Source organism: Saccharopolyspora sp. NPDC002686, assembly GCF_040295745.1.
Lineage (GTDB): Bacteria > Actinomycetota > Actinomycetes > Mycobacteriales > Pseudonocardiaceae > Saccharopolyspora > Saccharopolyspora oryzae.
Window position 1 is genome coordinate 4,091 of the sequence record NZ_JBEOVY010000005.1, and the last position, 20,640, is coordinate 24,730.

Annotated in this window: 23 protein-coding genes; 7 read left to right on the plus strand and 16 right to left on the minus strand. The window is 66.5% G+C overall.

The genetic code is table 11. From position 1 onward, the window contains the following. Positions 1-280: 280 nt before the first annotated feature. Positions 281-610, minus strand: a complete 330-nt coding sequence (locus ABTZ89_RS01380) for a GYD domain-containing protein (protein WP_351038804.1) — start codon at positions 608-610, stop codon at positions 281-283. A 424-nt stretch (positions 611-1,034) separates the two neighbouring features. Between ABTZ89_RS01380 and ABTZ89_RS01385 the strand changes: the two genes are divergently transcribed. Both ABTZ89_RS01385 and ABTZ89_RS01390 read left to right on the plus strand, forming a co-directional pair. Beyond that, positions 1,035-1,889, plus strand: coding sequence for an alpha/beta hydrolase (locus ABTZ89_RS01385; protein WP_351038806.1), 855 nt, complete (start codon positions 1,035-1,037; stop codon positions 1,887-1,889). 3 nt (positions 1,890-1,892) lie between these two features. Further along, positions 1,893-3,473 carry a flavin-containing monooxygenase gene (locus tag ABTZ89_RS01390; protein ID WP_351038808.1) on the plus strand — a complete coding sequence of 527 codons (1,581 nt, stop codon included), beginning with the start codon at positions 1,893-1,895 and terminating at the stop codon, positions 3,471-3,473. A gap of 47 nt (positions 3,474-3,520) precedes the next feature. Here the strand turns inward: ABTZ89_RS01390 and ABTZ89_RS01395 are convergent, their stop codons facing one another. Further along, positions 3,521-4,570, minus strand: a complete 1,050-nt coding sequence (locus ABTZ89_RS01395; RefSeq protein WP_351038810.1) for an AraC family transcriptional regulator — start codon at positions 4,568-4,570, stop codon at positions 3,521-3,523. A 393-nt stretch (positions 4,571-4,963) separates the two neighbouring features. Here ABTZ89_RS01395 and ABTZ89_RS01400 point away from each other — a divergent pair, with 393 nt between their 5' ends. Further along, entirely contained in the window at positions 4,964-5,215 is a 252-nt protein-coding gene (locus ABTZ89_RS01400; RefSeq protein WP_270946367.1) for a hypothetical protein, read from the plus strand. 1,097 nt (positions 5,216-6,312) lie between these two features. Here the strand turns inward: ABTZ89_RS01400 and gvpJ (ABTZ89_RS01405) are convergent. The 14 genes from gvpJ (ABTZ89_RS01405) to ABTZ89_RS01470 form a co-directional block, all read right to left on the minus strand. Then, positions 6,313-6,735 carry a gas vesicle protein GvpJ gene (gene gvpJ, locus ABTZ89_RS01405; RefSeq protein ID WP_351038813.1) on the minus strand — a complete coding sequence of 141 codons (423 nt, stop codon included), beginning with the start codon at positions 6,733-6,735 and terminating at the stop codon, positions 6,313-6,315. Positions 6,736-7,024: 289 nt separating this feature from the next. Further along, positions 7,025-7,348 (minus strand): gas vesicle protein K, encoded by a 324-nt coding sequence (locus ABTZ89_RS01410; RefSeq protein ID WP_270946370.1) that lies wholly within the window; start codon positions 7,346-7,348, stop codon positions 7,025-7,027. After that, a complete protein-coding gene (locus ABTZ89_RS01415; protein ID WP_270946371.1) occupies positions 7,341-7,577 on the minus strand; it encodes a gas vesicle protein in 237 nt (78 codons plus the stop codon). Before ABTZ89_RS01415 ends, ABTZ89_RS01410 begins: the two co-directional genes overlap by 8 nt. Further along, positions 7,574-8,356, minus strand: coding sequence for a GvpL/GvpF family gas vesicle protein (locus ABTZ89_RS01420; protein ID WP_351038816.1), 783 nt, complete (start codon positions 8,354-8,356; stop codon positions 7,574-7,576). Before ABTZ89_RS01420 ends, ABTZ89_RS01415 begins: the two co-directional genes overlap by 4 nt. Continuing rightward, the gene (locus ABTZ89_RS01425; protein ID WP_351038817.1) at positions 8,349-8,816 is read right to left on the minus strand and encodes a gas vesicle protein; all 468 of its coding nucleotides are present in this window, start codon (positions 8,814-8,816) and stop codon (positions 8,349-8,351) included. The genes ABTZ89_RS01420 and ABTZ89_RS01425 overlap by 8 nt, the downstream gene beginning before the upstream one ends. Continuing rightward, on the minus strand, positions 8,813-9,265 hold the full coding sequence (locus ABTZ89_RS01430) for a gas vesicle protein GvpO (RefSeq protein WP_351038820.1): 453 nt from the start codon (positions 9,263-9,265) through the stop codon (positions 8,813-8,815). Before ABTZ89_RS01430 ends, ABTZ89_RS01425 begins: the two co-directional genes overlap by 4 nt. Positions 9,266-9,269: 4 nt before the next feature. Beyond that, a complete protein-coding gene (locus tag ABTZ89_RS01435) occupies positions 9,270-9,521 on the minus strand; it encodes a gas vesicle protein GvpG (protein WP_351038822.1) in 252 nt (83 codons plus the stop codon). A 2-nt stretch (positions 9,522-9,523) separates the two neighbouring features. Then, on the minus strand, positions 9,524-10,318 hold the full coding sequence (locus ABTZ89_RS01440) for a GvpL/GvpF family gas vesicle protein (RefSeq protein ID WP_351038824.1): 795 nt from the start codon (positions 10,316-10,318) through the stop codon (positions 9,524-9,526). Continuing rightward, complete coding sequence (gene gvpJ / locus ABTZ89_RS01445) at positions 10,315-10,731, minus strand: gas vesicle protein GvpJ (RefSeq protein ID WP_351038826.1); 417 nt, start codon at positions 10,729-10,731, stop codon at positions 10,315-10,317. The genes ABTZ89_RS01440 and gvpJ (ABTZ89_RS01445) overlap by 4 nt, the downstream gene beginning before the upstream one ends. 4 nt (positions 10,732-10,735) lie before the next feature. Continuing rightward, the gene (locus ABTZ89_RS01450) at positions 10,736-11,917 is read right to left on the minus strand and encodes an SRPBCC family protein (RefSeq protein WP_351038828.1); all 1,182 of its coding nucleotides are present in this window, start codon (positions 11,915-11,917) and stop codon (positions 10,736-10,738) included. An 18-nt stretch (positions 11,918-11,935) separates the two neighbouring features. Beyond that, positions 11,936-12,661 carry a hypothetical protein gene (locus tag ABTZ89_RS01455; RefSeq protein WP_351038830.1) on the minus strand — a complete coding sequence of 242 codons (726 nt, stop codon included), beginning with the start codon at positions 12,659-12,661 and terminating at the stop codon, positions 11,936-11,938. A gap of 270 nt (positions 12,662-12,931) precedes the next feature. Continuing rightward, positions 12,932-13,432, minus strand: coding sequence for a hypothetical protein (locus ABTZ89_RS01460; protein ID WP_351038832.1), 501 nt, complete (start codon positions 13,430-13,432; stop codon positions 12,932-12,934). 281 nt (positions 13,433-13,713) lie between these two features. Then, a complete protein-coding gene (locus ABTZ89_RS01465; protein WP_270946381.1) occupies positions 13,714-14,139 on the minus strand; it encodes a hypothetical protein in 426 nt (141 codons plus the stop codon). 212 nt (positions 14,140-14,351) lie between these two features. After that, a complete protein-coding gene (locus tag ABTZ89_RS01470; protein WP_270946382.1) occupies positions 14,352-14,765 on the minus strand; it encodes a hypothetical protein in 414 nt (137 codons plus the stop codon). Between the two features lie 288 nt (positions 14,766-15,053). Between ABTZ89_RS01470 and ABTZ89_RS01475 the strand changes: the two genes are divergently transcribed. The 4 genes from ABTZ89_RS01475 to ABTZ89_RS01490 all read left to right on the plus strand — a co-directional run bounded on the left by ABTZ89_RS01475 (position 15,054) and on the right by ABTZ89_RS01490 (position 20,628). Continuing rightward, on the plus strand, positions 15,054-15,395 hold the full coding sequence (locus ABTZ89_RS01475) for an SAM-dependent methyltransferase (RefSeq protein ID WP_351038835.1): 342 nt from the start codon (positions 15,054-15,056) through the stop codon (positions 15,393-15,395). Between the two features lie 494 nt (positions 15,396-15,889). Continuing rightward, complete coding sequence (locus ABTZ89_RS01480) at positions 15,890-19,264, plus strand: NAD-glutamate dehydrogenase domain-containing protein (RefSeq protein WP_270946384.1); 3,375 nt, start codon at positions 15,890-15,892, stop codon at positions 19,262-19,264. 210 nt (positions 19,265-19,474) lie between these two features. Further along, entirely contained in the window at positions 19,475-19,972 is a 498-nt protein-coding gene (locus ABTZ89_RS01485) for a histidine kinase (RefSeq protein ID WP_351038837.1), read from the plus strand. Beyond that, on the plus strand, positions 19,963-20,628 hold the full coding sequence (locus ABTZ89_RS01490) for a response regulator transcription factor (RefSeq protein ID WP_270946386.1): 666 nt from the start codon (positions 19,963-19,965) through the stop codon (positions 20,626-20,628). Before ABTZ89_RS01485 ends, ABTZ89_RS01490 begins: the two co-directional genes overlap by 10 nt. Positions 20,629-20,640: the final 12 nt, after the last annotated feature.

A 20,640-nucleotide genomic window follows, 5' to 3' on the forward strand; every position in this document is an offset into this window, starting at 1 on the left:
GTCGTCTTCGCCCAGGAATGGAACCCGGACCAGCACAACAGCGAACCAGAGCACTCCTGCGTCTACGTCGCGATCGCCCGCATCGACTGAGGCCGTTGAATCCGTCCGCTGCGCCTGAACACCAACATCCATCCACGTTGAGCGGCCCGGTTGCTCAACCGGGCCGCTCAACTTCGTGCCCGAACGCATCGACCTTTCCAACGCCGTGGAGCTGGAAGCCGACGGTTTCCCGCTGAACTGGCAGGACTTCCGATGGAATGCGTATCCCTGTTCGACGACGTCACTCGCCCGGCGCGCGGTAGCCGAGCTCCTTCGACACGGCCTCGTCGACCTCGGCGGGGGTCATCAGGACGACGGTATCGGTGCGAGCGGCACCGGAGCCGCTGACGGCCAGTCCGATCGACGCCGCCGAGGCGTTGTCCGGCAAGTCGATGATGACGTAGGTGTCGTACTCGCCGAAGGCGAAGTAGAACGACTCCAACTTGCCGCCGAGCTTCTCCGCCACGCTCCGGATGGCGTCCACCCGGGCCGTGCCGCCCTTCTTGCGCAGACCCTTGACACCCTCGGCGGTGTAGGCCGCTCGCACCAGGTACTTGGTCACTTCGATCACGCCCTCGATCCGTCGTTCGCAGGCAACAAAATTGCTGGTCGTCGAGAAGCGTGATGCCGTCGACGGGATGTCCGCAAACGCTCTCCCCTGAACGGGTCCGAATGCCGTGTATTGGCCATACATCAAGTCGGGCACCCGGAGTCCAGGCGGGCGCTGAGGTTCCGCGACCCGCACCGCCCCGCAGGACGAGGATGGAAAACCCTCAGTTGAAGTGGCGTGACCGGAACGGTCGGCGTTCTGTCCGCTCCGGCGATTCCGCAGGTCTTTTCGCGTTCGTAACCTGCACCTTACCCAGGAGCGCTCTGCGCGACGCGAACGAGGAGATGTTGCCATGCCTCTGGAACCAGCATCCCAGGCTTTCCTGGCACAACTCGCCGAGTCGGGTGGCCCGGCAATACACGAGTCGACACCCGCGATCGCACGGATGAGCGGACCGATCTTGGCCGGTATGAGTGGGCCGGGCCCGGCGGTCGCATCGGTGCAGAACATCAAGCTGGAGGGCGCGGGCGGGCAGTTCCGGACTCGGGTGTTGACGCCCGAGGGCACGCCGAAGGCGATCATCGTGTACTTCCACGGCGGTGGCTGGGTCCTGGGTGACATCGATCTGCAGTACGACCACTTGGGCCGCCAGCTGGCGAACATGACGCAGTCGACCGTGGTCCTCGTCAACTACCGCAAGGCCCCCGAGCACCCCTTCCCGACCGCGATCGAGGACGGCTACGTCGGCCTGACCTGGACCGACGAGCACGCCGCGGAGCTCGCGCCCGAGGGTGCGCCGCTGATCGTCGCCGGTGACAGCGCCGGCGGGAACATCAGCGCGGTGATGACGCTGTGGGCTCGCGACAAGCAGGGGCCGAAGATCGACTACCAGGTCCTCGTCTACCCCGTGACCGACTGCGACCTGAACACGGCGTCCTACCTCGCACCGGAGAACCAGCTGCTGCTCAGCCGGGACACCATGGTCTGGTTCTGGGACCACTACATCCCGGACGAGCAAGCACGCGAGAACCCCGATGCTTCCCCACTGCGCGCCGCAAGCCACGCGGGCCTACCTCCAGCCCTGGTCTACGTCGCGGAGTGCGATCCCCTGCACGACGAAGGCGTCGCCTACGCGAAGGCCCTGGAGGCCGCCGGCGTGCCCGTCGCCCTCGAAGAGGCCAAAGGCCAGATGCACGCGTACTTCCAGATGGCGAAGATCCTGCCCGGGTACGACGAGGGCGTGCAGCTCGTCGCCGAGCACATCAACGAGTTCATCGCTTCGTTCGGTGAGGAGGGCTGAACCGTGCTCGACCACGACGTGATCATCATCGGTGCGGGGTTCGCGGGGCTGTACCAGCTGTACCGGCTGCGCCAGGCCGGTTTCGACGCGCGAGTCATCGAGGCCGGCGACGACGTCGGCGGCACCTGGTACTGGAACCGCTACCCGGGTGCGCGGTGCGACATCGAGTCGGTCGAGTACTCCTACTCCTTCGACCCCGAGCTCGAGCAGGAGTGGGACTGGAGCGAGCGCTACGCCGCGCAGCCGGAGATCCTCGCCTATGCCCAGCACGTCGCGCAGCGGTACGACCTGCGCAAGGACATCACCTTCAGCACGCGGGTCGAGAAATTGGACTGGGACGAGGACGCGACCCGGTGGACGGTGACGACCGACGACGGGCAGAGCCGGACCGCGGCGCACGTGATCGCGGCGACCGGCTGCCTGTCGAAACCGTCCCGCCCGCGGTTCGAGGGCATCGATGACTTCGCAGGCCTGGTGTACTGGACCTCCAACTGGCCGCACGAGGGAGTGGACCTGGCGGGCAAGAAGGTCGCCGTGATCGGCACGGGCTCGTCCGGCTTGCAGACGATCACCGCGATCGCTCCGATCGTCGGGGAACTGACGGTCTTCCAGCGCACGCCGAGCTTCGCCGTCCCCGCGCACAACGGACCGAACGAGCGACTCGCCCGGGTTAGGCCGCACTACCAGGCCTATCGCGAGGCCAGCCGGATGACGCGGCTCGGGTTCCAGTGCGACGACGGCACCGGATTCCTCGCGGAGACCGATCCCGCGGAAGCTGCGGCAGAGCTCAGCCGACGCTGGGACATCGGTGGCCTGTGCTACAACTCCGGCTTCCGGGACATCCTCACCGATGCGAACGCCAACGAGATCGCCGCCGAGTACGTGCGCAGCCGGATCCGCGAGAAGGTCGAGGATCCCGAGTTGGCCGAGAAGCTGTCACCGCGCACATACCCGATCGCGAGCAAGCGGATGTGCGTCGACACCGGCTATTTCGAGGTGTACAACCAGGACAACGTGTCACTGGTCGACATCAACGAAGAGCCGATCCACCGGATCACCTCGACGGGAATCGTCGCAGGCGACACCGAGCGCGAATGCGACGTGATCATCATGGCCACCGGTTTCGACGCGATGACGGGTGCGCTCGGAGCGATGGAGATCCGCAACGGCGACCGGACCCTGCGCCAGAAGTGGGCCCACGGTCCGCGGACCTACCTGGGGCTGATGTCGGAGGGCTTCCCGAACCTGTTCACGATCACCGGCCCGCAGAGCCCATCGGTGCTGTCCAACATGATGACCTCCATCGAGTACCACGTCGACTGGATCACCGGCGCGCTGAAGCACCTGCGCGAGCAGGGGCTCAACCGCATGGAAGCGGCACTCGACGCCGAGGACAACTGGGTCAACACCACCAACGACGCCGCGGACCTGACGTTGATGCCGCAGGCCGCGTCGTGGTACATGGGTGCCAACATCCCGGGCAAGCAGCGCGTTTTCATGCCGTTCACCGGCGGAGTCGGAACCTACAAGCAGATCTGCGACGGGATAGCCGTGGCGCACTACCACGGCTTCGAGTTGAGCTGATGCGCCGACAGCGGCATTCCAGGGACGCACCGCCGGAAACGGGTGGGCTACTGGGCTGTCTCGCCCGTCCACCGCCGGAACGCGCGCACGAAGCTCGAGCCCTCCGCGTAGCCGAACCGCTGGGCGAGCTCGGCCGCGGAGAGCGTCTCCCGGCGCATCGTGTCCTGGACGATGGTCAGCCGGACGTCGTCGATCAGCCGCCGGTACGTGGTGCCTTCTGCCGACAGCTTGCGGCGCAGCGTTCGGGATGACATGTGCAGCCGCCTGGCCAAGTGCTCCACTCCCGGGCCCACCCCACCGTTCTCGATCAAGTACTCCCGGACCGCCTTCGCGACCCCGCCGGCGCTGCGCTGGGCCAGCAGCCGGTCGCACAGCCTTCGGCAGACCTGCGCGGTGTGCGGATTGCCGTGCGGCATCGGGCGGTCCAGGTAGTCGCCGTCCAGGTACAACGCCGTCGTCGGTGCGCCGTACCTGACCGGAACCCCGTAGTCGGGAAAGGGCAGTCCACCGGAGGGCTCGGGGAAGCCGAAGTCCACCTGCCGCAACGGGATCGGATCGCTGCCCTCGAACATGTGCCGGTGCATCACGATAATCGCCGCGCAGTCGCGCTCGACCAAGAACCGGCGCACATCGGCGGGGATGCGGTGCCCGCGCATCCGCAGCACGAACCGGCCGAGTTCGTCCACCTCGCCGGTGATCCGGGAGAAGGCGAACGTCAGAGCGGCATAGCGCAGGCCCACCTCGACCATGTCGCGCACGGTCGGGCTGCTGATCAGGGCATATCCGTAGATGCCGAAGGTCGTCAAGTGGTAGTGGCTCCCGACCTCGAGACCGAGCCCGGGTGGGCTGCCGACCTCGCGGAGGATGTTGCGCACCACCGCCAGCTCCTGGGAGGCCTCGACCAGCAGATCGGGATCGTGCAAGGTGTCCGGATCGATGCCCGAGCCTGCCAGGCACGCCACCGCCGACATCCCACGAGTCGCCGCGAAGTCGAGAAGCAGCACCAATCCGGCGGTGGTTCGCGGGAAGTCCCAGTCGTCGAAGCCGCTGGCGATCACGTGCGGCCGTGCAGGCTCCGCATCCGCAACCGGGGACATGCCCGACCTCCCGTTCCGCCCTGGACAGCATCACTGGCGAACCGGGGGCGGTCGCCGGTGACCTGGCAGTTCCGAGCTCTCGACGGCGAGTCCGCTCGACCACCGAAAACCCGCGCGACGCGGTGGCACCACGAACTCGCCGAGGTGCCCCGCGGTCACGTCTCAACATCCGCGGTTCCTATCGCAGCACGACTCGGCCAGCGGATCAACTTCCCCCACGGAGTCCGGAACCACCGCTGCACGGCATTCGCCGAGCTCGCTGAGGTGCGCCTGCTTCGCCTCAACACCTGCTGATCCGCTTCGCCCTATCTCGCTGTCTCCCACGCTTTCGCTGCGCTGCGACTCAACGCCCAGTCGGGTGTTAATGATCGCGCCGGCGGGTAGGACGTGGTCATGGCTAAGGACAAGAAGACAAGCAAGATCGTCACCGATCCGGATCAAGCCCTTGCCCGCGCGCGGGCGGCCGCCGAACAGGTCAAGCCGAAGAACGAGGCGCTGTACTGGGCGATGATGGCTCAAGCTTTGTTCTTGAGCGAGCTGCGCGACATGATTCGCGAGACACGCACTCCCCGAAGTGGGAGCGTGGAGCTACCCGACCAAGCGCCGCCACGGAGAACAGCCAGGGTTGACGTCGTTGAGAAGTAGCACGCCGTGGATATCGTCGGTGCTTCCACGCAAACGCCCAGGTCCCGCCTCGTGCGCACCACCTGAGGCACGACGCGCAGAAGCACACAGCCAATGCATCCACTAGCTGGAGCCGCGATGCCGGGCCAGTCTTCTCGAGCCCCGACCCCGCTTACCAGTACCGGCTTTAGCTGCCCGAGCTGTCGGGACGGCACCCTCAGGTGGGAACGTCTCCTCGGCCGGCCGAGCGCTCGCCTCAGTCGAGGCTTCGGCTTCTTCAGGGGTCTGTTCCCGGCCGAGTGAAGGTTCCACTGGTTCCTTCGGCGAGCGCAACAGACGATAAGCGACGTACGCCATGGCAGCCGCTGCTGCGCTCCCCGCCGCCACCATGCCCGTACGCCTCGAAAGCACCATCCTCCGCTCGTGGACCTTTGACCGCCAGGTAAACCTGCGCTTGCCACGACGCCTCGGCGCACGAGCTTCGAACACGTCCTGGACAACCTTGCCAACGCGGCGCAATGCGATCTTTGCCATGTCCCAGAGGTGCAGCAAAGATCCGAGGAGCGCGGCCAGAAAAGCCTTGATCTTTATCATGTCCCGAGCTTCCAATCACCGTTTTCATCACACGCGCGAGCAGTTGCAGTCCATTCTTCAGGCGCAGGGGTCTGGACGCCATTCACGAGGCAGTCGATCATCACGTCCCTGAGCGAAAAAAGGTCGCCCATGTGAACTCGCTACGAGCCCGGTGCCACCTCCAAACATCGCTCAATCTAGTGAGGCGATCAAGCGTCGAAGCTCGCGCGGAAAATCCGAAGCACGTGTCCAGAGCCTCCAGCCGCGGTGACTCAACCGCGCTGCGTTGCCCACGGCACTTACGATCAGCACCAACAAGAGGATCACAACCAAACACGACAAGCAGGATGGCCAGCAAGATCGTCCCCACCACCAAGACAAATCTGGCCTGCCAGCTCATACCGGCCGGTGAACCGTCCATCGCTTCCCAGGCCGGGCTCTTCCCGAGGGTGGCTGCAGGAACCTGTGAGCTCGCCCGGAAGACACGAACACGTTGCGATCGGGCTGTCCTGATTGGACCTGTTCGCCTCGTTCTGCGCGTGTGACTACCAATCACGCTCCCGAATACGTGATTCCCGGCGCCGGCCGGGCTGATTCTTCCCCTTAGCATCCTGGCCAGTACCGCGGAACTCGCCGAACTTCTCCTTGGCGGCGTCGATCATCCCCTTGGTCTTACCCTTGGCCCCGCCCTCAGCCATGCTCTGCATCAGCTCTGGAAGGTCCTTGCCGCCCGTCTGATCCAGGTCCAGCCTGTTGGTCGCCTCCGCGAACCGCAGGTAGGTGTCCACACTGGCCACGACGACGCGCGCATCGACTGTGAGGATCTCGATCCCCACGAGCGAGACACGCGCGAACACGTCAATGACCAGGCCCTTGTCGAGGATGAGCTCAACTACATCTGCAAGATTGCCTCCAGTTCGCCGCTGTACCGGGGACCCACCGCCGCCTTGCATGCTTGCGACGGTCATGCGATCACCTTCTCCGACTGGGTATCACAGGTTCACGGCGACGCCGTCCGTGTTCTTCCTCATCCTCCTCGTCCTCGACGAAGCCCTAGGCACTTCCGGGTACTCCTCGACCTAATCGCCGTCCTCGTCTCCTTCGCGCTCCTCGGTTTCGAATTCCTCATCCACTTCTCCGCAGTCCCCGTCTCGCGCGGCAGAGGGGGTATTTCCTCCCGTGGCTTCGTGCAGCCGGCGGAGGACGTCTTTAATGATCTTCCGGTTTGTCGGGTGTGCGAGGGGGTTTCCCCTGTGGTCAGTCATCGCGAGGTAGCAGAGGGCCGAGCGGCCCAAGGTCCAGGTTGAGGTCCTCGACGGCGAAGCCGAAGCGGTCGCGGAGTTCGGCCATCGCCTCTTCCAGCTTCATCAGAGCCAAGCCCAGCTCTTCCACCTGGTCCTCGTCGAGGCCGCCTTCATCCACACGGCGCAGGGCCTGCCGTTCCATCAACTGGCGCAGCAGTTCGATGATGGTCAGGACGAGCCGGACCAGGTCGCGTTGAACCGACTCCGCGTCGGTTTCTATGCGGTGCGGTAGTCCCCGCTGCCTCTCTGGTCGGTGGTAACGCGAAGATTCACCCATCGTCGACCTGCTCCCACGAGTCGACGTCCACCGTGGCCTCATGGATCGAGGTGATGATGGCCCGCAAAGACACCCGCACCAAGTCGACACCTGCCAGCGAGATGGTTACGTCGCCGGCCAGCACGACGCCGCCCGCCAACAACCGATCGAGCAGATCGACGAGTGCGATCTCCCGGGAGTCGCGAACCGTGAGCGGGCTGATGTCGCGGCCCGCGGCAATCGCGCTCACCGCTGATCCGCACCTTCCACCATCACGAACGAGTACGGGGCCCACGGCCCAGTCAGCTCGATCCGCATGGCGCTCTCCGCGGCGATGCTCTCCACCGCCGCGATGAACTCCTCGGTGCGCGCATCCTCCACCAGGTAAGCGCCGTTGAGCACCATCAGCCCCTGATAGCCCGCCAGATCGCGATTCTGCGGCGGATGTACTCGGTTCGCATGAGACACATCGCTGAGCGCAGCGTGGATCTCCTCGGCTTGCCGCCACGCATCGCGCTCCGCCTCGGCCTGTCCCTTCCGCCGTTCCCGGAGCTTGCCGAGGTATGCCTGCCCTGGCCGATCTTGGGCCCCACCGGGCTCCGAGGTCGTGGACTCCCGCTGCTCCTTCCTGCTGACGTCAGCGAAGGCCTTGACCCCCCACTCGACATGACCGGAGACGAGCTCCAGGATGTCGGCGAACGCCGGTCCTCGTTCCACGAGTGCGGCCCGAACGCGGTCATCGTTGTAGTAGACCGTGGCGAGGGCCAGCGGGGCGACAGGCGCGGCGGTGACGGCGGCCTCGACGACCCGGCTGTGCGCCCGGACCGTGGTTGCCAGCCACCCCATGTCTTCCAGGTTCTTGCGCAGCCCTTGTTCGCCGAACTCCGCGGCATCGACAGTGCTGACAAGTGCGGCAAGGCCACCGGAAGTGACCAGACGGACCTCTGACCCGGCGATTCCTGCCACACGCCCGGAAATGCCCACGCCCGCTCGCAAGATCGCGTAGACGTAAGAGAGCGTTTCAGCCATGGTCCTGCTCCTCAGCGCTGCGTTCGCGCACCTCCCGATGAGGTTCGGGGAGCGGCTCGTCCGCACCTTCCTCCAGCGCGGCCCCGGTCGTGCTGCGCCCAGATTCGAGCTCGCGCACCTGCGATCGCAGCAACCGGTTCTCTTCGACCAGGTCCCGGTGGCCGGACGACAGCGTGGGGTCGTGCTCCCACCAGTCGATCCCCATTTCGCGGGCGCGCTCGACCGAGGCTACGACCAGCCGGAGCTTGATCGTGAGCAGTTCGATGTCCAGCAAGTTCACCTGGATGTCACCGGCGATGACGATGCCCTTGTCCAACACCCGTTCCAGGATGTCGGCGAGGTTCGCGGACTGCGGCTGCGCGGGCGTCGTGCCGCGCTCGCCGTACCACGTCGGTGCGCGAGCACCGCCTCCTCGCACCGCTGGAGCGGTGGTCCGGTCGTTTCCGTCATAGCCGTTCATCGTTCGTTGCCTCGCCCTCTGGCATAGCGGTCGACCCGGCGGTAGGAAACGAGATCACCGTCCTCGTCCAGTTCCGCCTCGTACACGGCCAAGATGTCGGCCGTGTCCGGAACCCGGCGGCTCTCGACCACCTCGACGTCCACGACCCAGCCCGTTTCGGACCGCTCGAGGGACGTGACGCCTTCCGGCTGCCGACCGGTCAGCTCGTACACCTGGCGCACGGCCATCCGGGCCACTTCGGCCGCTTTGAGTGAATGCTGTGCTCGCACCCGGCCTCTGTCATCGTCGCTGTCGTGTTCCTGGCGCGGCGGCCGCTTCGGCTCCCGGCCCCGCTCCGGGCTGCTCTTCGTCGTAGGCGTCTTGGATCCCGTCTGCCGCGGGAGATCGCGCCGGCGGGGCTCCGCAGGCGGCTCGCGATCTCCTGGTCCCTCGCGCCGCGCCGTGGCCACCGGGTCACATCTCCTTTCCTCGACGTCGCCGATTTGCCTCGAACAGCCTGCTCAGCAATTCGTCGTGCAACCGGTCGCGTTCGGAGTCGGACAGCTCACCGGCTGCGTAGGCATCGTCGACGTCCGCGATTTGGCGCTGGATGAGCGCGGGGTCGTAGTACTGCTGCTCCGCCTGCTGCTTGACCTGTTCGGCGGCCCACACGACACCACGTACTGGTGCCAGGGGCAAGGTGAGAAGTCCGGTGATGAGTCCCATGTTCAGTTCTCCGGCACGAAGTCGTAGGGAGCGAGCGGACCGATCAACCGCAGGTCGATCCGTCCCGCCCACCGCTCCCCCAGTTCGTCCATGGCCTGCTCGAACTGCGGGATCTGCTCGCGATCGACTAGGAACGTGACGTGCACGGCATCGTCTTCGGCTGCGACCGCATGTGGAAGTGAAGCAACGGAGAACGGTTCGAGCGAGGCCACTAGCGTCTCCGCATCGGATTCGCGCTTCTGGTCGACGGCGTTGCTGACCAGTTCACCCAGTCGCACGCGCTCTGCGTAGCCTGCGTCTTCCGGCAGACCGCTGAGATCTTCGCGGAGCTGCCGGACCTCGGGCACTTCATGCACGATCTCGCGCAAGTGCGCGCTCTCCGCGTATCTGCCCCGAACGGTGAACTGAACGAGTCCTTCGAGTTCGGTGAGCATGGCCTCGAAGCGGTCGTGATGGGGTTCCAGCAGCTCCTCGACGACCGCGTCCGCAGTTGTCACGACCGAGCCAAAACGCATCGGTATCACGGTCGTTTCGGCGGCGAGGGTGTCCAGGACGCGCTCGTGCGCAAGCAGGTCTTCACGGGTGCCGAGCGGTCGAACCAGCCGCACCTCGCTGATCAGCGCAGAGAGCTCGCCTCGCGAGGCCAGCACGACCTCGGCTTCGTCGTCCCCGACGGAGGGAAGCTCGTCTGGCAGTTCTTCTCGGCGACCGATGATGCCGTAGACGTACACGGCTTTCTCGACATCCCCTCCTGGTTCGGTCTGGACATCCTCGGCGCGCTTCGCATGCGTGGTCATCGTTCACGCTCCCGACTCCGCGTGCGCTTGACCGGCTGCTTCTCCCGCTTCTCCGCCTGATCGTCACTCCGGAATTCGTCGAACTTGTCCTTGGCAGCATCGATCACTCCCCTGGTCTTGCCTTCGACGCTGCTCTGCGTAACGCCCTCCACCAGCTCCGGGAGGTCCTTGCCACCCTTCTGCTCCAGGTCCAGCCTGTTGGTCGCCTCGGCGAACCTCAAGTAGGTGTCCACACTGGCCACTACAACCCGCGCATCAACAGTGGCGATCTCGATTCCCACCAGGGAAACCCGAACGAAGACGTCGATGACGAGCCCCTTGTCCAGGATGAGTTCGACAACTTCCGCCAAGTCGCCCGACGATCCGCGCTGCACCGGCGATCCGCCGCCCCCTTGCATGCTCGCGACGGTCATGTGATCACCTTCTCCGGCTGGACGTCATCGCTTCGCGGCGGCGTCGGCCGCGCTGCTCCTCTCCTTCGCGGCCTTCGCCCTCGTCGTACTCCTCATCGCCTCCACCCTCATACTCCTCGGCTTCCGATTCTTCGCCGTGGTCCGCCTCCCCCTCCTCTTCTTCGCCGCCGTACTCGCCCTCCTCTTCCTCTCCGTATTCCTCGCCTTCCTCTTCCTCTCCGTATTCCTCGCCTTCCTCGCCCTCCTCAGCGCCCTCTTCGGCTTCGCCGTACTCGCCCTCGTACTCCTGGGGCTCTTCCTCGCCGCCCCCAGGGGCGTACTCCGCTTCTTCCTCTTCGCGCAAAGCGTCTTCGTGGGTCTTCACGACCTCACGATCTCGGATCTCGCCGCGCCAACCTTCGACCGCGTCCGGCTCCAAGATCGTCCGCGTCATCAGGTGCCGCTTTATGTACTTGAAGTCGGCGCGAACACGGCGGCCCTGCGCACGCCACATGTATGCGGTCTTCTCGAAGAACCCCTGCGGGTAGTACTCGATGACGAGCAGGATCCTGGTCATGTCCGGCGCGAGCGCGTGGAAGGTGACGGAGCCATCCACGGTCCCCTTCGCCCCTGTTGAAGTCCACACGATCCGTTCGTCGGGAACCTGTTCGACGATGGTGGCTTGCCAGCTCCGCTTCGAGAGGAAGATCTGCGCCTGCCAGTTGACCTTCTCGTCCGATTCCTGATCCACACTGAGGACTTTCTTCGTCATATTTGGAAAATCCTCGAATCTGGTCCACTGGTCGTACACGACGCGAACCGGAAGCCCAACATCATTGTGCTCGATGATGTTCACCACCTTGGACTTCCCCTTCTTCCCCCCTTTTCCGCCACCCATGCCCAGTGCACCTTTAATTTTTTGCCCCAGGCCCGTCAGACCGGCCTTCAGTCCCGACTTGACCGGGGATCCCCCTTCAGCCATCTCCTTGGCGCCCGTAACCGCTGCCATCAGTCCGGCGCCGCCGTTCTCCGCCGATTCGGTCAACCGCTCGGTCATTTCTTCGACCTTTTCGCCGACCAAACCGGCTGCACGCTCCCCGGCCGACGTCAGTAGCTCCTTGGCACCAGCCTTCAACGGCTCAAGCGGCAGTTCTCGCAACAAGCCACCCGATCTGGATTCGCGACTTTCGCTGGACGGTTGCGCCATGATCATCACCCAGCCCGCTCAGGAGGTCTTCTTGGGAGCCGAAGGCTTGGACCTGGAGGTCGCCGGCTTGTGCTGGCCCTGCCCCGCAGAACCGCCGATCCGGCGCTCCGCCCGGCCGCTCGAATCACTGGAGGACTTGGTCGCAGACGTCGTCTTGCCCCGCGCACTGGATTGCGACGTCCTCGAGGTTTCCTTCCCCTCGGCGGCATACCTCGGCCGCCGCCCGCTCAAGCGTGCGGAGTGCGCGGGCGTGCGGCGGCGTTCCGTTCTGCCTTCCACGGACTTCTCCGCAGTCCGTTCTTCTTCGTATCCCTCGGACTCGGTCTCTTCCTCGGCCGGAGTCCCTTCCGAGCTCGCCCTCCGCCGGGTTGCCTTCTTGCTGAGGTTGGCCACTTCTTTCCCGGCGCCCGAAAGTTGCTCTTCGGCGTCTTCGACGTTGACCGCACGCAGACCGGCGGCGCGTCTCGTCAGATTGTCACCGAGCGATTCGATCTTGCTCGTCGCAGCAGCCAACACCGCTGATTTGGCCGCGTCCAACAGTCGCTCTCGCGCCTCTCCCGTGAGCTTCTGCACCTCTGGAGAGGCTCCCAGCAGTTTGCCGCCCTTGGCCAGCAGTTCCTTGGGATCCGAGAAACGTCGTCCCGCCAACATCCCCGCAGCTGCGATCGCGAGCTTCATCTTGCGACTGCGCCCGAGGGCATAACCGACGGCTACCGCCAGCGCGATTTGAGGTCCTGATTTCATGATCAGCTCCCTGCCCGAACAGCCGGGCGGGCCTGTTGCCCGCAGTCACGATCGATTCACGCAACCGAATACCAGGGTTCGGCGCTGTCATTTCGACCAAGCGCCGAAGCCCGATCAGCCGACTTCCACGACCACCGTAGTCGGCTACCCGCCCACTGGACACCGGACACCTGCGTCGCGGGGCGATTTCGTGATTTTGAAATACATCAAACTTTGCCATCACGGCTGTCACCCACGATGGAATATCATTGCCTGGACTTGAAAACGAGATCACTGGACCACGCCGGCCCGCTGAAGTTCCTCGTCCACGATCCCGCTCACCCAGCCTCGCAGGGACCACGGAGGTTCCGAGGTGTCGTGCTCTCGTCGATACCGGCGCCGCGCCTGCTCACCACACAGCTTCGCGGATTCTTCATCCGCTGATCCTGAACATATGGTCAAACCGATCAGGGCGGTCAGCACGCTTCGGCCGGCTGCGAGCGTCGCCAAAGTCCCCCGCGCCGGCGGCACGGGTCTGAAACTGCCCAGCAGCAGCGCGTCACTGATGTCGGTCATCACGCGACCTACTACAGCCAGTCGCAGCGGATCCGGGCTGGGCGCGAACACCAGGGCCAGCCCCGATACGACGTCTCGGGCACCGATGCCCCGGCAAAGCGCCGCCGTACCTGGGGAAGTCGTTCCGGCTGTGCCGGTGAGCCCGCATGGAACGGCCAGCGTTTCTGGACGAACAACGACGGTCGCACCAATCGCGGCCGTACCGATGCCGAGCAAGCGAGGGAACCACGACATGGTGCCGCCCCCTTCTTCGAGATGCGAATGCCCTAACCGGACAGAGCGTCTTCGATCAGTGGAGCACCCCACTGGCCTGCTCCACCGGACGCACGAACACCGTGCTCGCCGACCAGTATGCGCTTGGCGCGTGCAAGACGAAGATGGACGATGTGCGGTAGCCGTCGATGCTTGCACGGTGGTCTTGATGACCGAAGTCCTCTTGGCGAAACCCCGCCTGACAGGTAACTTCCAGCGCCCGAGCTAATTGGCCGCGGCCTGAGTCAGCGCTGGGCCCCCTTCTTCGCTGACTTCTTCTTCGCTCTTGCCTTGGGCTCGCGCGCTGCCGGGATGGCACCTTCTGGTGGAACGATTGCTTCGTCCGCACTCTCGCCTAGCGGCGCAGCTCCTTCCACCGGAGCCCCTGCCGGTTGCTCGGCTTCGCTGGTTTCGAGCGCGACCGAGCGGGTCATGCGATAGGCAGCGTAGGCAGCTCCAGCCCCGGCCGTAATGCACGCCGCAGTTATACCTGCGCGCTGCAGGAGCAGCTTTCTGCGATTCGAGGCTGCCCGTCGGCGGGCAGGTCTCATGCTGCTCAGCTTCTTGCGCGCCAGCAGGCGCGCGAGGCGCAAGGCGGCTTTCCCCATGTGCCATCGGCCCAGCAGGTAGCCGATGAAAGCCGCCAGGTACATCTTGATTCGAACCAACATCACGACCCCCCGATGCCAAGATCGCGGTATGCACGCCAAGATCCGAACTTGACCTGCGCTGCCCTCTTCCGTTTCCCAGTGTTCACCTCCATTCCTCAGGGCTTCCCGACGCAGTCAGTCGATGAAGGTTCAAGGGCTCATGGCGGGGTTGGCGATAGCCTGCGCTCGGAAAGCGACCGCGACGCGCGGGGCTGCAACTCTCGATCACCCCATCACCACCGCGAAGTAACGAATTCCTCACTGTGCCGCAGTCGCATCGTTTTGATCACGGCGATGACCAGGAATACCAAGAGCAGCACGAGCAACACAGGCCCCAGCAGCAAGGCAAGGGCGAGGCCGAGGACCAGGAGAACCTTGACCTTGACGCTCAGTCCGGCGACCGCGGCCTTCACCGCCGGCCACAACGGGTGCTTTCCCCTCATGGCAGCGGAAACCCCTGCCAGTCCAGATTGCACGCTCGGCGAACCGCTCGCCGAGTCGGCGAGTTTGTCCAGCCAGGCGGGAACCTTTCGGTAAAGCCTGACCAGCAGGTCGCGGACGATTCGCCCGGCAGCCTCCCGTAGCCACCCGGCCGATCGGGCCAGGAATTTCCGGGTCCTGGCGCTGGCCCTGCCCAGCGTAGCCATGCATCGAGGCTACCCACGGGAGGCCGCCACCAACCGATCCAGCGCGCTGGTCGGACCCTTTCCGACGTTGCCACGGAATGCTTCTGCTCGGGTCGGTGGCCGGGCCCTGGTCAGCGGCGCCCTGGCGCTGCTGATTGTCCTGTTCGCGTCCTGCCAACGCTGGCGACGAGCTACCCCACAGCCATCGCCGCAGTCGTCCTCTATGGAACGATCGGATTCTCCGACACCACACCGCAAACACACCGGCTGATCAGCGCCGAGCCAGCCAACGCCGCGTTCCGACGCAAGATGAGTGCGGCGGACCTGACCTACCTGACCGTCGGTCGCAAACGGCTACCGACCACCGAGCTGGTGCGGCGCTACCACGAGAAGCTGCCGTCCGGCAGCGTCCACCTCGTCTCCCACGTAACCGCGGACGACCCGATCGTCGACGGCGGCACGGCCGCCCGGATGAGCCAGGCCATGGCGACTCCCACCTACGCCCGCGACCACGACACCTTCGAAGCGCTGCTCGGCGGCGCGCCGCTGGTGGAGCCCGGGGTCGTCTTCGCCCAGGAATGGAACCCGGACCAGCACAACAGCGAACCAGAGCACTCCTGCGTCTACGTCGCGATCGCCCGCATCGACTGAGGCCGTGAGTGCGCAACCGCCGTGGAACCTGATCGCGCTACCCGCACGCTTCGCCGCTGTCCAGGCCACCAAGAACCGCTCGCGCACCAGGACAGCCGAAGATCACGAGTCACGTCGCCCACCGCAGCGGTGCTCAGCAGGTGGGTGCTGGACTTCCCCCTGCTGACACACCTGGGCACGCATCGCCTCCAACGCCCGGTGCCGAATCCGTAGCACCTCCTGCCGGGACTGCGACCCGAGCAACAGCATGTCGCTCTGACCGAACGACGAGATCGATTAGACAGCGGCGAGCGGGTCGGAAAGGCTTCCAAGGACCCTGTGCCAGGTGCTCTGCGCGAGTTGTGTCGACGAGCCGCCCGCGCGGTAGCCGGCCAGGCAAGCCGCCGTGGCCCATCCGCGCCGCGAGCGGTCGTGCAGCCCTTGGCGCGGGTGGGGCGTGCGGCGACACTGGGGATGTCGCTGCAGAGGGGGCCGTGATGCAGCCAGGTGCACCGGTGACCGGACAGGCCTACGACCAGCGGAACCAGCAGTGGGATCAGGAGCTGACCGCGGCTTTGCTGGCCGAGTTCGGGCCCGATCAGGGGCGTGCGGTGGCCGCGGTGTACGGCAGCGCGTTCTCCTCCGGCTACCGGGAGGACTCGCCGGTGACGCAGGCGGTGGCCGACATCGCCTGCCTGGAAGGGGACGAGGCCGGGCCGCCGCTGGGCCGGGTGTACCGGTCGCCGCAGGCGGTGGCCGGGTCGGTGCGGTTCCGGATCTGCTGGGCGGGTGAGGCTCCGCTGCTGCAGGAGGTGCTGCCGATCTTCGCCGGGCTGGGGCTGCGAGTGGCCGACCACCGCAGCTACGAGATCCAGCCGCGTGGGCGGCGTGCGGCCCGCGTCGACGATTTCGGGTTGCGGCACGACATCGACGAGCTCAGCGGGCACGCGGCGGCGTTGGTGGAGGACGCCTTCGCGGCGATGTGGCACGGCCGCGCCGAGACCGACGGGTTCAACCGGCTGGTGCTGACCGCGGGCCTGGACTGGCGGCAGGCCGCGCTGGTGCGCGCCGCCTACCACTACCTGTGGCAGGCGGGGTTCGCGTTCTCCCGCCCCTACGTGGAGGCGACGTTGGCGTCCCGGCCGCGGTTCGTGCGGGCGCTGCTGGAGTTCTTCGCAGCCCGCTTCGACCCCGACCAGCCGCGAGGGCCGGTGCCCGCGGAGTTGGAGGAAACGCTGCAGGAGGTCACCGGGCTGGACGAGGACAAGACGTTGCGGGCGGTGCTGGCGTTCTTCTCGGCGGTGGTCCGCACCAACTACTTCCAGCGCGACGCGGAGGGGAAACCGAAGGAGTACCTGGCGTTCAAGATCGACCCGTCGGGCATGCCGTTCGTGCCGCGGCCGCGGCCGTTGTTCGAAGCGTTCGTCTACTCCCCCGCGGTGGAGGCGCTGCACCTGCGGTCGCGGCGGGTGGCGCGCGGCGGGATCCGCTGGTCGGACCGGCCGGAGGACTTCCGCACCGAGGTGCTGGGGTTGATGAAGGCCCAGACGGTGAAGAACGCGCTGATCGTGCCGGGCGGCGCCAAGGGCGCGTTCGTGGTGCGGCGCTCGCTTGCCGGGCTGGAGCGCGCGGAAGCCGATGCGCAGGTCCGGGCCTGCTATGCGACGTTCATCCGGGGGATGCTCGACGTCACCGACAACCTCTTCGACGGTGCGGTGGTGCCGCCGCCTCGGGTGGTCTGCCACGACGAACCGGACCCCTACCTGGTGGTGGCCGCGGACAAGGGCACCGCGCGGTTTTCCGACCTGGCCAACGAAATTGCCGCCGAGTACGGGTTCTGGTTGGGCGATGCTTTCGCCTCCGGGGGTTCGTCGGGGTACGACCACAAGGCGATGGGCATCACCGCGCGCGGGGCGTGGGTGTCGTTGCGCCAGCACTGCGAGCAGCTGGGCTGGGACCCCGATGTCGACGAGTTCACGGTGGTGGGCATCGGGGACATGTCCGGGGACGTCTTCGGCAACGGCATGCTGCTGTCGCAGCGGATCCGGTTGATCGGCGCGTTCGACCACCGGCACATCTTCTTGGATCCCGACCCGGATCCGCTGCTCTCCCACGCCGAGCGGGCGCGGTTGGCGGCGCTGCCCGCCTCCAGTTGGCTCGACTACGCCCCGGAGCGGATCTCCGCTGGCGGTGGGGTGTTCTCGCGGCGGGCGAAGTCGGTGCCGATCTCCCCGCAGGTCCAGCAGCGGTTGGGGGTGCAGGCCGCGGAGCTGACGCCGCCGGAGCTGGTGCAGGCGTTGCTGCGGGCTCCGGTGGACGTGCTGTGGAACGGTGGGATGGGCACGTTCGTCAAGGCCAGCACCCAAAATCACGCCGATGCCGCCGATCCGGCCAACGACGCGGTGCGGGTGGATGCCGACGGGTTGCGGGCGCGGGTGGTCGTCGAGGGCGGCAACCTGGGGTTGACCCAGCCCGCGCGCATCGAGTACGCACTGGCCGGCGGGCGGATCAACACCGACTTCGTCGACAACTCCGCCGGGGTGGACACCTCCGACCGGGAGGTGAACCTGAAGATCCTGCTGGATGCGGCGGTCCGCGACCGCGTGATCGATGGCGGCGAGCGCAACCGGTTGCTGGCCGAGGTCGCCGATGAAGTGGCGGCGGCGGTGCTCACCGACAGCCGGTTGCAGTCACGGGTGTTGGGCGTGGTGGAAGCCGAGGCACCGGTGCTCCTGGACCAGCACGCCGGAGCCATCCGCAAATTCGAGCAGATCAGCAAGCTGGACCGGGCGCTGGAGTGCTTGCCCGACGAGCCGGAGCTGGCGCGGCGCAGGCGGGCCGGGCTGGGGTTGGCGCGCCCGGAGATCGCGATGTTGTTGGCGCACGCCAAGAACAACCTGGCGCAGGAGCTGGTGAATTCGCCGGTGCCCGATGATCCGCACCTGGCCGCGCAGCTGCTGGAGTACTTGCCGGTGGCGTTGCGGGAGCGCTTCGGAGCGGCGATGGCGCGGCATCCGCTGCGGCGGGAGATCCTGGCCACCGCGTTGAGCAACGACCTGGCCGACCACGTCGGCACCGGCTTCGTCTACCGGCTCGAGGAGACCACCGGGGTGGACACCCCGGATACGGTGCTGGCGTATTTGGCGGTGCGCGAGATCTTCGGGTTCAACGCCTTGTGGTCGGACGTCGACGGACTGGGGTCGCGGTGTCCGCCGGGAGTGCGCGCCGAGATGTTCCACGAGCTGCAGCGGTTCTGCCAGCTGGGCGCGTTGTGGTTCTTGCGCCACCGGCGGCCACCGGTGGACGTGGCCGCGGAGGTGGCGCATTTCCGCGGGCAGGTCCGGCAGTTGGTGCCGGTGTTGCCGGCGGCGTTGGCCGGTTCGCAGGCCGAGGCGGTGGCCGCGCGCACCGCCGAGCTCGAGGGGCTGGGGGTGCCGGGGTTGTTGGCGGGGCGGATCGCGGTGCTGGGCCCGTTGGCGGGGTCGCTGGACGTGGTGGAGATCGCCGGTGATCGCCGTGATGTGGGGTTCGTGGCCGCGGTGTATTCGGCGCTGGACGTGGGGTTGGGGATGGACTGGCTGCAGGAGCAGATCGTCGAGCTGCCCTCGGAGTCGCATTGGGAGTTGCTGGCCAAGATCTCGCTGCGGGACGGGTTGTTCGCGCAGCGGCGGCGGTTGACCGCCTCGGCGTTGGCCGGGTTCGTGCCCGGGGTAGGTGTCGATGAGCTCGTGGCGGAGTGGTTGCAGGGCAATGCGGGGCCGGTGCGGCGGTGCCGGGAGACGTTGGGGCAGTTGCGCGAGGCCGGCCGGGTGGATGTGGCGATGTTGTCGGTGGCGTTGCAGGACCTGCGCAATCTCGTGCAGATCAGCGCTGATCCGCGCGTCCGTTGATCAGGTCCGCTGGCCGGCGAGCTCGACGAGAGCGGTGACGGTTTTCCAGTTGGTTTCCGCGCTCGAAGCGCAAGTGCGATCGGCACCCGTTCCCAGGGTCGCCGGACCCGGTTGCTGGGGTATTCCCTACCCCCGTGCGGGTGCATGCCCCATGTTGCGCAGCGGTCGCGGCGAGTCACGCTGAGATCAGCGAAGTGCGGGGAGGCGACGATGATCGTGCAGCGCGAGTCCGGTCGGGTCGGGTGGGCCAGGCGGAAATCCCTCGAGCAGCAGCTGCACGACGGCCCGGCGCTGCGGCTGGCCGCGCTGGCCCTGCGCTTGGGCGTGTGCCGGCACCGCGTCGAGCACGATGCGCGGGTGCACGAATGCTTGACCGGTGTGCAGGACGAGCTGCACGAAGTGCTGGAAGAACTGCGGGAACTGGCCGGGGAGATCTACCCGCGGGCGCTGGCGACCGCCGGACTGGCTGCCGCGCTGGAGGCGCTGGCCGAGCGCAAGGGCATCCCGGTGGCGATCCGGGTGCCGGCGCAGCGCTTCGACGCCGAAGTGGAAGCGGCCGTCTACTTCGAGGTCGCCGAACGCTTGGCGGAGCTGCCCGCCGATGCGGCGTGCGCGCAGGTGTCGATCCAGCGCAAGGGCGCGGAGCTGGTCGTGGCGATCGGCTCCGACGAGCACGACACGAGCCTGATGAGGATCCCATGCGAGTAGCGATCGCCGAGGACGGAGCCCTGTTCCGCGAAGGCCTGGTGATGCTGCTGGACGACGCCGGCCACGAAGTCGTCGCCTGCGTGGACAACGGCGATTCGCTGTTCGAGGCGCCGGAGACGGCGACCGCCGACGTCGCGGTGCTCGACATCCGGATGCCGCCGGAACCCGATGGTGGCATCAGCACCGCCGAACGGCTGCGCGCGAAGTACCCGAAGCTCGGGCTGCTGCTGCTTTCGCACTACGCCGAAACGCACTACCTGATGCGGATCCTGGACATCGGCACGGAACGCATCGGCTACCGGTTGAAGGAGAAGATCGCCAGCGTCGAGGTGCTCACCGACACCCTGACCCGGATCCAGGACGGCGAGATCGTCATCGAGCCGGTGCTGGCCAAGCGGCTCGTGGAGCGGCCGCGCGGCAAGGAGGAGAAAGCGCTGGCCACGTTGACCGAACGGGAAGCCGAGGTGTTGAAGCTGATGGCCGAGGGCCGCTCCAACCCCGGCATCGCCAACCGCCTGTTCGTCAGCCCGAAGGCGGTGGAGAAGCACGTCGCCAGCATCCTGTCCAAGCTCGGCATCCCACCGGAGGACACCCATCACCACCGCCGGGTACTGGCCGTGCTGACCTACCTGCGCGCCCACTGGACCGAGTCCTGAACCCCCGACTTT